This window comes from Micromonospora sp. NPDC005367, assembly GCF_040606825.1.
Taxonomy (GTDB): Bacteria; Actinomycetota; Actinomycetes; order Mycobacteriales; family Micromonosporaceae; genus Micromonospora.
This window is the reverse complement of the sequence record NZ_JBEXFP010000015.1, coordinates 58519-72600: the sequence shown is the minus strand read 5'-3', so window position 1 is coordinate 72600 and position 14082 is coordinate 58519. Positions and strand designations below refer to the sequence as shown.

The window sequence follows — 14082 nt, the reverse complement described above, 5'->3', positions numbered from 1 at the left end:
ACGCCGTGCGGCGTAAACCCCTTGATCAGCGTGTCAGCACGGGATCAGACCCGCGGCTTCTCCCGCATCTCGAAGGTCTCGATGATGTCGCCGACCTGGAAGTTGTTGAACCCCCCCAGGGTCAGACCACACTCGAAGCCCTCCCGGACCTCCGTGGCGTCTTCCTTGAACCGCTTCAACGAGTTGATCGTGAGGTTCTCGGCCACGACCGCCCCGTCCCGCAACAGACGCGCCTTCGCGTTGCGGCGGATGAGACCGGAGCGGACGATACAACCGGCGATGTTGCCGATCTTGGACGAGCGGAACACGTCGCGGATCTCCGCGGTGCCGAGCTCGACCTCCTCGTACTCCGGCTTGAGCAGCCCCTTGAGCGCCGCGTCGATCTCCTCGATGGCCTGGTAGATGACGGTGTAGTACCGAATCTCCACGCCCTCGCGGTCGGCGATCTCCCGGACCTTGTTGGCGGCCCGGACGTTGAAGCCGATGATCGTGACCGCCTCGGTCGAGGCGCTCGCGAGCATGACGTCGCTCTCGGTGATCGCACCGACGCCCCGGTGGATGATCCTGAGCTGGACCTCCTCGGGGATGTCGAGGTTGAACAGCGCATCCTCGAGAGCCTCCACGGAACCGGAGACATCGCCCTTGAGCACCAGGTTGAGCGAGGTCTTCTCGCCCTCCTTGAGCTGCTCCATGAGCGTCTCGAGAGTGGCCCGGCCACGCGAGTTGGCGAAGGACGCCGCCCGCCGCCGTGCCTGCCGCTGCTCGGCGATCTGCCGCACCGTGCGATCGTCCTCGGCCGCCAGGAACGTGTCACCCGCCCCGGGCACCGCGGTCAGACCGAGCACCAGCACCGGACGGGCCGGACCCGCCTCGGCCACCGCGTTGCCGTTCTCGTCGAGCATCGCCCGGACCCGGCCGTGCGCCCCACCGGCAACGATCGAGTCGCCCGCCCGCAGGGTGCCCTTCTGCACCAGCACCGTCGCCACCGCACCGCGGCCCTTGTCCAGGTGCGCCTCGATGGCCACACCCTGCGCCGGCCCGTCGATCGGAGCGGTCAGCTCCAGCGACGCGTCGGCGGTCAGCAGGACGGCCTCGAGCAGGTCCTCGATGCCGATGCCCGGCTTGGCGGCCACGTTGACGAACATCGTGTCGCCGCCGTACTCCTCGGCGACCAGGCCGTACTCGGTCAGCTGCTGGCGGACCTTGTCCGGGTTCGCCTCCGGCTTGTCGACCTTGTTGACCGCCACCACGATCGGCACGTCCGCCGCCTTGGCGTGGTTGAGCGCCTCGATCGTCTGAGGCATTACGCCGTCGTCGGCCGCGACCACCAGCACCACGATGTCGGTGACCTGGGCACCACGGGCACGCATGGCGGTGAACGCCTCGTGACCCGGGGTGTCGATGAAGGTGACCGCCCGATCCTCGCCGTCGTGCGGGACGTGGACCTGGTAGGCACCGATGTGCTGGGTGATGCCACCCGCCTCGCCGGCAACCACGTTCGCCTTGCGGATCGCGTCGAGCAGCTTGGTCTTACCGTGGTCGACGTGACCCATGACGGTCACCACCGGCGCACGGCTGACCAGACGGTCCTCCGCGACCTCGGCGTCGAGGTCGATGTTGAACTGCGCGAGCAGCTCACGGTCCTCGTCCTCCGGGCTGACGATCTGCACGTTGAAGCCAAGGTGCTCACCCAGCAACAGCAGGGTGTCGTCAGAGCAGGACTGGGTCGCCGTCACCATCTCGCCCAGGTTGAACATCTCCTGGACCAGCGAGCCCGGGTTGGCGTTGATCCTGTCGGCGAAGTCCGACAGCGAGGCGCCACGGGAGAGCCGGACGACCTGACCCTGACCCCGGGGGGCACCCGAGCTCATGGTCGGGGCCGACAGGTTGTCGAACTCCTGTCTGCGCTGCTTCTTGGACTTGCGGCCACGGGTCGGCCGACCACCCGGACGCCCGAAGGCACCCGCGGCGCCACCGCCACGGCCACGACCGCCGCCACCGGGGCGACCGCCACCACCGGCCGGGGCACCCGGACGGAAACCGCCGCCGGGAGCACCGCCGCCGCCACCCGGACCGCCGCGGTAGCCACCGCCACCGCCGCCACCGGGACCGCCGCGGTAGCCACCGCCACCGCCGCCGCCACCGCCGGGACCGCCACGGAAGCCGCCGCCACCACCGGGACGACCCGCGCCGCCACCGGGGCCACCACGACCGCCACCGGGGCCGCCGGGGCGACCGGTGGTGGGACGCTGGCTCGGCATGGAGGCCGGGCTGGGCCGCGGCGGCATCGAGGCCGGGCTGGGCCGCGGCGGCATGCCGGCCGGACTCGGCCGGGGACCGCCGCCACCAGCGGCCGGCGGCCGCTGCTGGCCGCCCTGGATGCCGAACGGGTTGTTACCGGCGCCGCGCGCCGGCGGACGACCACCCGGTCGGGGACCCGGGCCCGGGGTCGGGCCACCGGGACGACCGGCGGCCGGGGTACCCGGACGCGGCGGTGCCGCGTTCGGACCCGGACGCGGACCCGGACGGGGACCGCCCTCGGCCGGAGGCTCCCGGCGGACGTTCTCCCGCTGCTGCTGGCGGGCGGCCTGCGCGGCCTTGACCGCGGCCTCCTGCTCAGCCTTGAGAGCGGCGGCGCGCGCCTCGGCGGCCGCCACCTCGATGTCGTGCGCGCTCGCCGGCTTGGCGACCGGGGTCGCCGGCTGCGGCGGGCCGGGGACCGGGCCCTTGGGCTTCGGTCCAGGGGTAGCCGCCGCCGGCCGCCGGGGCGGCATGGGCCGGGCCGAGACCCGCGGGGTACCCGGGGTCGGCGCCGACGTCGGCGTCGGGGATGGCGTCGGGGTCGGGGTCGGGGCCGGGCTCGGGGCGGCCGCCGCCGGGGCGGACGGCGCCGACGAACCACCGGCGGACGCGACGAATGCGCCCCGCAGCCGTCGGGCGACAGGCGCCTCAACGGTGCTGGACGCTGACTTCACGAACTCGCCCATCTCCTTGAGCTTGGCGAGAACGGTCTTGCTTTCGACCCCGAGCTCTTTTGCAAGCTCGTGTACGCGGGCCTTACCTGCCACTGCACTCCTCACTCCGAGGTCGTGCGGGCAGCACCCGCAGCGACCTCACTCGTGCACTTGAAGCCTGGTCATTTCTGCGACTTCATCGTGTGCTCATGTCGGTCGTCCTACCCTGCTAGCGACCCGCGCCCGGTCGGGATGACCGGACGTCGTGGTTGGCGCATCGATGTGCTCCGCAAGCTCACCGTGGTCGACGACCTCGGCGATGCGCAGCGCCCGCCCGAAGGCGCGCCGCCGTACTGCCAGCGCGAAGCAGGCCGGATCCGGGTGCATGTTCGCTCCCCGACCCGGCAGTCTGCGGGCTGGATCGGGCCGGAGACTGTAACCAGCCTCGTCGCCGACCGCCACGACCCGCAGCAGTTCGCCGGCCGGCGCTCGCCGCCGACAACCCACACAGGTGCGCTCCGGCTGCGCGCGTCGTGCCACTGAGGAAGTCTACCCCTAGCTGCCGGAGATCGCGCTGCCCGGCTCCCGCACGTGATCAGCTCCGCTCCGACTGGCCGGTGCGGCCTGCTCCGCGTCGGAACGAATGTCGATGCGCCAACCGGTCAGACGGGCAGCCAGGCGGGCATTCTGCCCCTCCCGGCCGATCGCGAGCGAGAGCTGGAAGTCCGGCACCGTCACCCGGGCGGTCCGGGTGGCCAGGTCGACCACCTCGACCCGCAACGCCTTGGCCGGCGACAACGCGTTGCCGACGAAGGTGGCCGGGTCGTCCGACCAGTCGATGATGTCGATCTTCTCGCCGTGCAGCTCGCTCATCACGGCCCGGACCCGCTGACCCATCGGGCCAATGCAGGCGCCCTTGGCGTTGACACCCGGCGCGGTGGAGCGAACAGCGATCTTTGTACGGTGACCTGCCTCACGCGCGATCGCACCGATCTCCACGGTGCCGTCGGCGATCTCCGGCACCTCGAGCGCGAAGAGCTTCTTCACCAGCCCCGGGTGGGACCGGGACAGGGTGATCTGCGGCCCGCGCATGCCCTTGGCGACGTGCACCACGACGCACCGGATGCGCTCGCCGTGCACGTAACGCTCGCCGGGCACCTGCTCGGACTGCGGCAGGACACCCTCCAGCTTGCCCAGGTCGACGCTGACGATGCCCTTCTCGGCCCGCGCCTCGTGCGCCTGCACCACGCCGGTGACCAGGTCACCGTCCCGGCCGACGTACTCACCGAAGTGGGCCTCGTCGGTGGCCTCCCGCAGCCGCTGGAGGATCACCTGCTTGGCGGTCATGGCGGCGATCCGGCCGAAGTCGTGCGGAGTGTCGTCCCACTCCCGCACCACCGCGCCCTCGTCGTCCAGTTCCTGCGCGTACACCGAGGCCGCGCCGGACTTGCGGTCGATCTCCACTCGTGCGTGCGGCTCGGCGCCTTCGGTGTGCCGATACGCGGTGAGCAACGCGGTCTCAATCGCCGCGAGGATCGTGTCGAACGGGATCTCCCGCTCGCGCTCGAGTGCGCGCAGCGCCGCGAGGTCGATGTTCACCTCTCCTCGTCCTCCACATCTTCGTCGTCGATCTCGTCTGAATCACCGGTCTCGCCGGTGTCACCGAACTCGTCCGCCTCATCGATCTCGTCGAGGCGGCTGAACTCCACCTGCACCCGCCCCGGGCCGAGTTCGGCGTAGGCCCACTCGGCGCGGCCGGTGTCGGTCTCCAACACCACGCGCTCGTCGTCGGCCGCCACGATCCTGCCGGTCACCTGCCGGTCGCCGGCCGGCTGCTCGCCACGCTGCTCCGGCAGCGCCACCGCGGCCCGGGTGGTCACCCTGACCAGCCGGCCGACGTTGCGCCGCCAGTGTCGGGGCAGCGTGAGCGGCCGGTCCACACCCGGCGAGCTGACCTCCAACTGGTACTCGCCGGCGACGATGTCACCACCCGTCTCCTCCGCGGAGTCGAGCGCGGCGGAGACCGCCCGGGAGACATCCGCGACGGCGTCCAGGTTGATCCCGCCGTCGGCGTCCACGATCACCCGCACCACGTGCCGTCGGCCGGCCCGGGAGACGGAGAGGTCCTCGAGGTCGTAGCCCGCCTCGGCGATCACCGGCTCGATCACGTCCCGCAACCGGTTGCGCCGGGCGCCGAGGTCGCCACCGCGGGGGCGCTCCGCGCCGCGGGGCCGCCCCGTCGACCTGGTCGCACGGCCACGCTGCGTCATCTCGCACCCTCTCCTACCAGACGGTGACCCTTGTCCCGCCCCATGCCGGCACGCCACCGGGGCGGACGCGCCCGGTGGCTGCGCAGAGCGTAACGCGCCGGGCTGCCACCCGGCCGGGCGGCGCACCGACAGCGATGCCCCACCCACTGCGGCGGATGGTGTTGACTTGTGCGGTGGTGAGAGGCATGAATGCACAGCGCATCGACGCATCCCGGCATTCCCGGCGCAATCTGCTGCGCGCCGGAGGGCTGCTGGCCCTCGGTGCCGCGGCGGCGCCGCTGACCGGCTGCGACCCTTTCGGCCGCGAGGATGCGGCGCCCCGGCCGCCCGACCCGCTGCGGCCGCTGCTCGACGAGTCGCTGGCGCTCGCCGCCGCGTACCGGGCCGCCGCCGCGGCACACGCCGACCTCGCCGCACGGCTCACCCCGATCGCCGAGGCGCACCAGGCGCACGCCGCCGAACTCGCCCGGGTCCTGGGGGTCGACCTACCGTCGGCCGGCGCGACACCGAGCGGCACCACCGGCACCGACCCGGACGCCGCCATCGCCGAGCTCCAACAGCGGGAACGCGTCGGCCGGGACGCCGCCGTGACGGCCTGCGCCGCCGCGCCCGCGGCACGTGCCGCGCTCGTCGGCTCGATCGCGGCGGCCCGCGCCACCCACCTGGAGGCCCTGAAGTGAGCGAGCACAGCGCACCGCCCACGCCCGCCGAGGCGCTCGCCGCGGCGCTCAGCGCCGAGTACGCGGCCATCTTCGCGTACGGTCCGATCGGCGTACGGCTCTCCGGCTCGGCTCGCACGGCCGCCCGGCAGGCCGAGGCAGCGCACCGGCGCCGCCGGGACGCGCTGGTGGTGCAGCTCAGCACGGCGGGCGCCACCGTCCCGCCGGACCAGGCCGGATACACGCTGCCGTTCCCGATCACCGACCGGGCGAGCGCGCTGCGGCTGGCGATCGAGGTCGAGGAGCGCACCGCGGCGCACTGGCGGGCGGCGCTCGCCGCCACCAGCGGCAGCGACCGGGACCAGGCGCTGGACGCCCTGGTCGACTACGCCGTGCGGGCCACCCGCTGGCGACGGACCGCGAAGATCACCCCGCTGACCGTGCCGTTCCCCGGCCGGCCCACCTGAGCAGGCCGCCGGGAGCGGTGCAGATCACCATCGGTTGCGGGTCGCATACCAGGTATGCATACTCCGGGCCATGTCCATCCGTCACGGGCTGCTCGCCCTGCTCGAACGCGGCCAGATGTACGGCTACCAGCTGCGAGCCGCGTTCGAGGAGTCGACCGGCTCGACCTGGCCGCTGAACATCGGGCAGGTGTACACCACGCTCGCCCGTCTCGAGCGGGACGGGCTGGTGCGCTCCCTGCCGGAAAGTGAAGCCGGGCAGCGCCCGTACGAGATCACCGACGCCGGCCGGGCCGACCTCACGCTGTGGTTCGCCACCCCGGTGAGCCGGACCGACCGGCCCCGCGACGAGCTGGCGATCAAGCTGGCCCTGGCACTCACCACCCCCGGCGTGGACGTACGGTCGGTGGTGCAGACCCAGCGCGCCGCGACCATGCGGACGTTGCAGGAGTTGACCCGGTTGAAGTACGCCAGCGACCAGCCGGAGGAGCTGCCCTGGCGGCTGGTGCTGGACGCCATGGTGTTCCAGGCGGAGGCCGAGGTGCGCTGGTTGGACCACTGCGAGACCAGCCTGGTGCGCTACCGGCCGAGCGTTCCCGGACGGCGACCGCCGGTCGAAGTGGACGGTTCCGCCGAGGCGGTGCTACCGACCGACGAGGAGGCGCGGCGGTGAGCGGAGTGGACGACGCCGTCCTCGAGCTGCGTGACGTCCACCGCACCCACGGCACCGGCCCGGCCGCCGTACCCGCCCTGCGTGGGGTGAGTCTGGCCGTGCGGCCCGGCGAACTGGTCGCCGTGATGGGCCCGTCCGGGTCGGGCAAGTCGACCCTGCTGGCGCTGGCCGGCGGCCTCGACAGTCCGACCGCGGGGGAGGTACACGTCGACGGGCAACCGCTCGCCGCACTCGACCGTCGCGGCCTGGCCCAGCTGCGCCGACGCCGGGTCGGCTACATCTTCCAGGACCTCAACCTGCTGGGCAGCTTGAACGCGGTGGAGAACGTGGCGCTGCCACTGGAGCTCGACGGCACCGGGGTACGGCGCGCCCGCACGCTGGCCCTGGCCGCGCTCGCCGAGGTCGGCCTGCCCGAACTGGGCGACCGTTTCCCGGACCAGCTCTCCGGCGGTCAGCAGCAACGGGTGGCGATCGCCCGGGCGCTGGTCGGTGACCGGCGGCTGGTCCTGGCCGACGAGCCGACCGGCGCGTTGGACTCGCAGACCGGCGAGGCGGTGCTGCATCTGCTGCGCCGCCGGGTGGACGCCGGCGCGGCCGGACTGCTCGTCACCCACGAGGCGCGGCACGCCGGCTGGGCGGACCGGGTGATCTTCCTACGCGACGGGGTGCTGGTCGACTCGACGGCACCGCTGGGCAGCGTCGAGCAGCTGTTGAGCGGCAGCGGCCGGTGACCGTACGCCCCGGCCGCCGGATCCGCCTCCGGGCCGGCGCACGGCCGGCGGACTCACCGCCGTCCGTAGTCGACGGCCGACGGCGCGGCGCCGAACTGGTCGGGTCGTGGCGGGCGGCGCTGCGTATCGCCCGCCGGGAGACGCGACGGGCCCGCGGCCGCACCGGACTGGTGCTGGCCATGATCACACTGCCGGTGCTGGTGTTGACCTTCATCGCGGCCAGCTACGACATGTCGGAGCTGACCCGTGACGAGCGGATCTCCCGCCAGCTCGGCATCGCCGACGCCAAGCTCAACTGGGTCGGCGGCGCCCCGGTCGTCCAGGACGAGTGGGGCGAGCACTGGTTCCCCCGTGACGACGAGGGACTGACCACAGGCGTACCGCCCACCACCGAACTGGTCACGCAGCTGCTCGGACCGGGGAGCCGGGCCGCCGAGGTGCGCGGATGGATTCCGGTCGACCTCCGGGTGGACGGCCGCACGAACAGCTTCGTCGGCCGGGCGCTCGATCTCACCGATCCGCTCGCCCGGGGCGCGGCGCGGCTACAGCAGGGACGGGCCCCGCTCGCTGCCGACGAGATCGCGGCGAGCCGGGCCGGCCTACGGGACCTGCACGCCCGGCTCGGGGACACGGTGCTCGGCGGCGGCGACACCTACCGCGTCGTCGGGGTGGTCGAGTTCCCGGACGACCTGGGCCCGCTCATCGCCCTGCACCCGTCCGCGGTCGCGCCTCCCGAGCCCGGGGCGACCGAGACGAGCTGGCTGGTCGACCTGCCGAAACCGCTGGACGCCGACCTCGTCCAGCGGCTCAACGAGCGGGGCCTCGTCGTCGTCGGACATGCCGGCGGCGACGAGCGTCCGTTCCTGCGCGCCTGGCCCGGCGCGGGCACCGGGGACATGAGTGACCTGGGCACCGGCGGGCTGATCAGCGGGCTGGGCCTGCTGGAGGTGGTGCTGCTCGTCGGACCCGCCTTCGCGGTCGGCGTACGCCGGAGGCGCCGCGACCTCGCCCTGGTCGCGGTGGCCGGCGGCGATGCCGCACAGCTGCGCCGGGTGGTGCTGGCCGACGGGGTGGTGCTGGGTGTCCTGGGCGCCGCGGCAGGGCTGCTGCTCGGCGTGGCGGCGGCGTTCGCCGCCCGTCCCCTCGTCGAGCAGTACATCTTCGGCGCCCGCTTCGGCGGGTACCGCTGCTGGCCAGTGGCCCTGGTGACGATCGGCGGGGTCGCGGTGCTCGCCGGAGTGCTCGCCGCGCTGGCGCCGGCCTGGACCGCGGCCCGGCAGGACGTGGTGGCCGGACTGGCCGGCCGGCGTACTCCGCCGCGCGGCCACGGCCGGTGGCTGGCGCTCGGATCGGCCCTGACGGCCGGCGGCGCCCTGATCGCTGCTTTCGGTGCCACCCAGACCCGCAGCTGGGTGATCCTCATCGGTCTGATCCTCGGCGAGCTGGGCCTGGTCTTCTGCACCCCCACCCTGATCGGCCTGCTCGCCCGCCTCGGCCGGGCGTTGCCGTTGGCACCGCGGATCGCACTGCGTGACGCGAGCCGCAACCGGTCGTCCGCCGCACCCGCCATCTCCGCCGTGATGGCCGCCGTCGCCGCGAGCGTCGCACTCGGCACCTACCTGGCCAGTGACTCGGCCAGGGACGCCGAGAACTTTCAGCCCGGCGTGCCCGACGGGACGGCGCAGCTCTTCTGGACGGAGCAGGACGGTCGGCCACCACCGCTCGCCGAGGTCGCCTCGGCGGCCCGCGCCCACCTCGGCGCGGACACCGTGGCGCCGCTGGACTTCGCCGGATGTGATCCGGCGCACCGACCGCTGGAAACCTGCTCGGTCGAACCGGTGCTCCCGCCGGAACAGGTCTGCCCCTGGCGGCCGGGCGACGGGCTGAGCGTGGAGCAGCGCCGCCTCGCCCGCGCCGACCCCCGCTGCCAACTCTCCGACCCCGACCTCGACCGCGAGTACTTCCAGGTGCTCGTGGACGACGGCACCACGCTGCCGGTGCTCACCGGCGCCTCGGCGGAGCAGACCGCGGCGGCCACCGCCGTACTGCGGGCCGGTGGCGCGGTGGTGACCGATCCGCGCTACCTGCACCGGGGCTCCCTCGCGGTCGCCGTGGACCGCACCCTCCAGACCGGGGGGACACAGCCCACGGCCCGCACGGTGAGCGTGCTGACCGGCTACGCGCTGTCCGACGCCGGCGGGCCCACCCGGCTGCTGCTCTCCCCCGCGGCGGCCACCCGGCTCGGCCTGACCTGGTACACCAGGTCGTGGGCGATCCCGGTTCCGGACGCGCCCGACGAGGAACAGCAGCAACGGCTCGTCGACGCGCTGCGGCCGTACGGCGAGTTCGTCCTGGATGTGAACCGGGACCGGCCGTTCCTCGGCGACCCGCGGCTGCTCCTGCTCGTCGCCGCGGCAGGCATGATCACCGTGGGCGCGGCGGGGATCGCGACGGGGCTCGCCGCCGCCGAGGGGCGCGCCGATCTGTCCACCCTCGGGGCGGTCGGGGCCAGTCCGCGGGTACGCCGGATGCTCGCGCTCTGCCAGGCCGGAGTGATCGCCGGCCTCGGCTCGGTGCTCGGCATCGTGGCCGGCCTCGGCACCGCCGTCATCATCCTCGCCTCGCGGAACCGGCAGTACGCGGACACCTGGCCGATCCAGGATCCGTACCCGCTCGTCGCGCCCTGGGCGACACTCGGCGTCCTCGTGGTGGTGCCACTGGTGGCGATGCTCGGCGCGGGACTGTTCACCCGGTCCCGGCTGCCGATCGAGCGGCGCCTCGACTGAGCCGTGGTTCCATCCGCCTTCGGCCCGCGGTGACCGCGTGCCGTGCCCAGGGGACGGCCGTCCGAGGGATGTCGCCGGAACCCGGCAGGCGGCAGACTGTCCGCGTGTCCGTGCTCGGAGCCATCACCCGCCGCATCGGCCACCACCGCTGGTTCGGCGCCGCCGCCCGCCTCCTGGTGCCGGCCGATCGGGCCGTGGGGCGGCTCACCCGAGGTCGGGTGGTCGCACTCGGGCTCGTCCCCTCCCTGATCCTGACCACCACCGGCCGCCGCTCCGGCAAGCCACGGAGCAACCCGCTGCTCTACGTGCCGGACGGCGACGCGTACGTGGTGGTCGGCTCGAACTGGGGTCGGCCCCACCAGCCCGGCTGGTCGATGAACCTGCTCGCCGAGCCGGCCGCGGAGGTGGCCGTGAAGGGTCGCCGGATCCAGGTACGTGCCGAACTGGCCGTCGGCGCCGAACGTGACCGTCTCTGGCAGTTGCTGGTCACCGAGTGGCCGGCGTACCGGACGTACGAGCGGCGAGCCGGTGGCCGGGAGATCCGCGTCTTCCGGCTGGTTCCGGCCGGGCGCGGCGCGCAGGTCGACGGTGACCCCGCACTAGGGTGGTGAGAGCGGGGCGGGCGTGACCGGCCGGCGGCGCCTGCGGTCGACAGGGGCCGGCTGCGCGGGCCCGCAGTCAACCCCTGACCGGGCAGCGGACGATGGTCCACAAACGTCGCAGGAGTGGCCGGCGTGAATGCCGACAGCGAGGACGTCGAGGTAGACCGGCACCTGGCCGACCCCCGGTGGACGGTCGCCGAGCAGGTGGCGCAGGCCGCGCAACGCCGCTTTCCCGCCGATGTGCTCGCCGTCGCGGTGCACGGTCCGCTGGCCCACGGCGACGACGACGGCGGCGGTGACGGCGAGGTCGGGGTGCTGGTGGTGACCTACCGGTCGGGTGCGGGGCCGGTCCCGGCGACCCGCCGGGTGAACAAGGTGCTGGTCGACCTGACCGTGGCCGGCGCCGACGACTACCTCCGGCAGGCCCGGGTGATCGATTCACGCTGGCCGCTGGCCGCCGACCGGTACGTCACCACCCGGCCGCTGCACGACCCGACCGGTTGGGTGCGCACCCTGCGCGACGAGCACCTCGGCCGGTTGGCCCGCGCCCGGCCGGCCGAGTTCAGCTCCGCCGCCCGCCATGCCTGGTACCGGGGGTACGCGGCGCACGCCCGGGCCGCCAAGCTCGCCGAGTGGTACGAGACGGACCAGGCCCTGCTCATGCTCGGTGAGGCCCGGCTGGCGGCGGCGACGGTCAACGGCCTGCTCGCCCGCACCTACTTCCGTGACCCGGGGGACGCGGTTCGGCGTACCGGCCTGGCCGGTGCGGACATGACCGAGGTGGGCGCGGTGCTGACCCGGCAGGCCGAGGAGTTGGCCGCCCGCGGCCGGCCCGTCGACGGCACTGTCGACGAACTCCTCACCCCCTGACCTTCCGGTTTCCGACCGGCATGCCCACCGGAGGTCAGGCGAGGGCGTTTGTGCCTATCAGGGTGCCGATGCCGTACGTGGCGGCGGCGGCCAGGGCACCCAGCAGGAGCTGACGGAGCCCGCCGGACCACCAGGGTCGGTTGGTGAACCGGGCCACCACCGCCCCGGCGGTGAAGAGGCCGAGCCCGCCGACACCCAGGGCGAGCCAGAGGTTCGTGAAGCCGAGCAGGTAGGTCAGCAACGGCACGAGCGCCCCGGCGGAGAAGAAGAAGAACGACGAGATCGCCGCCGCCCAGGGACTGGGCTGGTCGTCCGGGTCCACGCCCAACTCCTCCCGGACGTGCACCCGCAGCGCCTCCTCCGGGTTGCGGCGAACCGCCTCGGCGACCTGCTGGGCGAGGTCCCAGGGCAGCCCTCGGGCCACCCACGCGTCGGCCAACTCCCGGGCCTCCGCCTCGGGGTGCCGCTCCAGCTCCCGCCGCTCCTTGGCCACCTCCGCGGCGACCTGCTCGTTGGCCGACCGGACGCTCGTGTACTCGCCCAGCCCCATCGAGATCGCGCCGGCCACCAGCCCGGCCGCGCCGGTGAGCACGATGCTGCGCGGCGACACCCCGCCGCCGCCGACGCCGGCGATCAGGGCGATGTTGGTGACCAGCCCGTCCATCGCTCCGAACACGGCCGGCCGCAGCCAGCCACCGGAGACGTCCGCGTGGTGCGCCTCACGCAACGCGGCCGGACCATCGGTCACGGCAGGGTCAGGATCTCGTGGCCGTCCTCGGTCACCAGGATGGTGTGCTCGAACTGCGCCGTCCACTTCCGGTCCTTGGTGACCACGGTCCAGCCGTCGTCCCACATGTCGTACTGGTACGTGCCGAGGGTGATCATCGGCTCGATGGTGAACGTCATGCCCGGCTCGATGACCTCGGTCGGCCGGGGACTGTCGTAGTGCGGCACGTAGAGCCCGCTGTGGAAGGACTCGCCGATGCCGTGGCCGGTGAAGTCGCGTACCACGCCGTAGCCGAACCGCTTGGCGTACGACTCGATGACCCGGCCGATCACGTTGATCTGCCGCCCCGGGGCGACCGCCCGGATGCCCCGCATCATCGCCTCGTGGGTCCGCTCGACCAGCAGCCGGGACTCCTCGCTCACCTCGCCGACGCAGAAGGTGGCGTTCGTGTCGCCGTGCACCCCGTTGAGGTACGCCGTGACGTCGACGTTGATGATGTCGCCGTCCTGCAGCACGGTCGAGTCCGGGATGCCGTGGCAGATGACCTCGTTGAGGCTGGTGCAGCACGACTTCGGGAAGCCCCGGTAACCGAGCGTCGACGGGTACGCGCCGTGGTCGCAGAGGAACTCGTGCACCACCCGGTCGATCTCGTCGGTGGTGACGCCAGGCTTGCAGTGCTCCCCGGCGAGCTGGATCGCCTGCGCGGCCAGCCGGCCGGCGACCCGCATCTTCTCGATCGTCTCCGGGGTCTGCACGTGCGACCCACGCCACTCCTTGGGCGCCTTCTTGCCCACGTACTCCGGGCGGGTGATGCGGCCGGGAACAGCTCGCATCGGGGAGAGCGTGCCTGGGGTCAGCGGCGCACGGACGTTCATGGAACAAGCCTATCGCCGCGATCCGGCCCGGTCTCGTCGCGGTTGCGGTCCGACGCTTGTTGCCCCGTCTGCCCCGCTGTGCCATGGTTGTGGGGTGGATCTAGGGGCGCCGCCGCCCGTCTTCTCGGCCACCGTCGAGGCCGCCGACGACCACGTCCGAGTCACGGTGACCGGCGAGGTCGACATGGCCACCGCGGACACGATGTTCCAGACGGCGTTGCGCGAACCCGCCGCCCGGGTGACGCTCGACCTACGTGCGGTCACGTTCTTCGACTCGGCCGCGATCCACGCCCTGGTCCGGCTCGCCCGGCAGCTCCCCGACGCGCTCACCGTACTGCCGTCCCGGCAGGTCCGCCGGGTGCTCGACATCTCCGGCCTCGGCGGTCAGGGCTGGCTGCGACCGGACTGACCGGCGGCGCGGCCCACCGCCCGGCCACGCCGGCGGGGTTCCACCCTCACTCCTGCAACCGG

14 protein-coding genes are annotated in these 14082 nt (G+C 73.3%); 8 read left to right on the top strand and 6 right to left on the bottom strand.

Annotated elements, in window-relative coordinates; all coding sequences use genetic code 11:
• Nucleotides 1-44: 44 nt before the first annotated feature.
• The 4 genes from infB to rimP form a co-directional block, all read right to left on the bottom strand.
• A complete protein-coding gene (gene infB, locus ABZS42_RS13430; RefSeq protein ID WP_355144872.1) occupies nucleotides 45-3068 on the bottom strand; it encodes a translation initiation factor IF-2 in 3024 nt (1007 codons plus the stop codon).
• 93 nt (nucleotides 3069-3161) lie between these two features.
• Nucleotides 3162-3494, bottom strand: a complete 333-nt coding sequence (locus ABZS42_RS13425) for a YlxR family protein (protein WP_355144871.1) — start codon at nucleotides 3492-3494, stop codon at nucleotides 3162-3164.
• Nucleotides 3495-3509: 15 nt separating this feature from the next.
• Nucleotides 3510-4553, bottom strand: a complete 1044-nt coding sequence (gene nusA, locus ABZS42_RS13420) for a transcription termination factor NusA (protein WP_355144869.1) — start codon at nucleotides 4551-4553, stop codon at nucleotides 3510-3512.
• On the bottom strand, nucleotides 4550-5224 hold the full coding sequence (gene rimP, locus ABZS42_RS13415; protein WP_355144867.1) for a ribosome maturation factor RimP: 675 nt from the start codon (nucleotides 5222-5224) through the stop codon (nucleotides 4550-4552). Before rimP ends, nusA begins: the two co-directional genes overlap by 4 nt.
• 230 nt (nucleotides 5225-5454) lie before the next feature.
• Between rimP and ABZS42_RS13410 the strand changes: the two genes are divergently transcribed.
• The 7 genes from ABZS42_RS13410 (at nucleotide 5455) to ABZS42_RS13380 (ending at nucleotide 12009) form a co-directional block, all read left to right on the top strand.
• Nucleotides 5455-5904, top strand: coding sequence for a hypothetical protein (locus tag ABZS42_RS13410; RefSeq protein ID WP_355144981.1), 450 nt, complete (start codon nucleotides 5455-5457; stop codon nucleotides 5902-5904).
• Nucleotides 5901-6350: a ferritin-like domain-containing protein gene (locus ABZS42_RS13405; RefSeq protein WP_355144865.1), complete on the top strand. Its 450-nt coding sequence runs from the start codon at nucleotides 5901-5903 to the stop codon at nucleotides 6348-6350. Before ABZS42_RS13410 ends, ABZS42_RS13405 begins: the two co-directional genes overlap by 4 nt.
• Before the next feature lie 70 nt (nucleotides 6351-6420).
• The gene (locus tag ABZS42_RS13400; protein ID WP_355144863.1) at nucleotides 6421-7020 is read left to right on the top strand and encodes a PadR family transcriptional regulator; all 600 of its coding nucleotides are present in this window, start codon (nucleotides 6421-6423) and stop codon (nucleotides 7018-7020) included.
• Nucleotides 7021-7025: 5 nt separating this feature from the next.
• Nucleotides 7026-7751, top strand: a complete 726-nt coding sequence (locus ABZS42_RS13395) for an ABC transporter ATP-binding protein (protein ID WP_355144979.1) — start codon at nucleotides 7026-7028, stop codon at nucleotides 7749-7751.
• Nucleotides 7748-10537, top strand: coding sequence for an FtsX-like permease family protein (locus ABZS42_RS13390; RefSeq protein ID WP_355144861.1), 2790 nt, complete (start codon nucleotides 7748-7750; stop codon nucleotides 10535-10537). The genes ABZS42_RS13395 and ABZS42_RS13390 overlap by 4 nt, the downstream gene beginning before the upstream one ends.
• Before the next feature lie 104 nt (nucleotides 10538-10641).
• On the top strand, nucleotides 10642-11148 hold the full coding sequence (locus ABZS42_RS13385; protein ID WP_355144859.1) for a nitroreductase/quinone reductase family protein: 507 nt from the start codon (nucleotides 10642-10644) through the stop codon (nucleotides 11146-11148).
• Between the two features lie 123 nt (nucleotides 11149-11271).
• The gene (locus tag ABZS42_RS13380) at nucleotides 11272-12009 is read left to right on the top strand and encodes a nucleotidyltransferase domain-containing protein (protein ID WP_355144857.1); all 738 of its coding nucleotides are present in this window, start codon (nucleotides 11272-11274) and stop codon (nucleotides 12007-12009) included.
• A gap of 34 nt (nucleotides 12010-12043) precedes the next feature.
• On the opposite strand, the gene ABZS42_RS13375 is transcribed toward ABZS42_RS13380, so the two are convergent.
• Nucleotides 12044-12757: a VIT1/CCC1 transporter family protein gene (locus ABZS42_RS13375; protein ID WP_355144855.1), complete on the bottom strand. Its 714-nt coding sequence runs from the start codon at nucleotides 12755-12757 to the stop codon at nucleotides 12044-12046.
• On the bottom strand, nucleotides 12754-13611 hold the full coding sequence (gene map, locus ABZS42_RS13370; protein ID WP_355144853.1) for a type I methionyl aminopeptidase: 858 nt from the start codon (nucleotides 13609-13611) through the stop codon (nucleotides 12754-12756). Before map ends, ABZS42_RS13375 begins: the two co-directional genes overlap by 4 nt.
• 94 nt (nucleotides 13612-13705) lie before the next feature.
• Between map and ABZS42_RS13365 the strand changes: the two genes are divergently transcribed.
• Nucleotides 13706-14020, top strand: a complete 315-nt coding sequence (locus tag ABZS42_RS13365) for an STAS domain-containing protein (RefSeq protein WP_355144851.1) — start codon at nucleotides 13706-13708, stop codon at nucleotides 14018-14020.
• Nucleotides 14021-14082 lie beyond the last annotated feature (62 nt).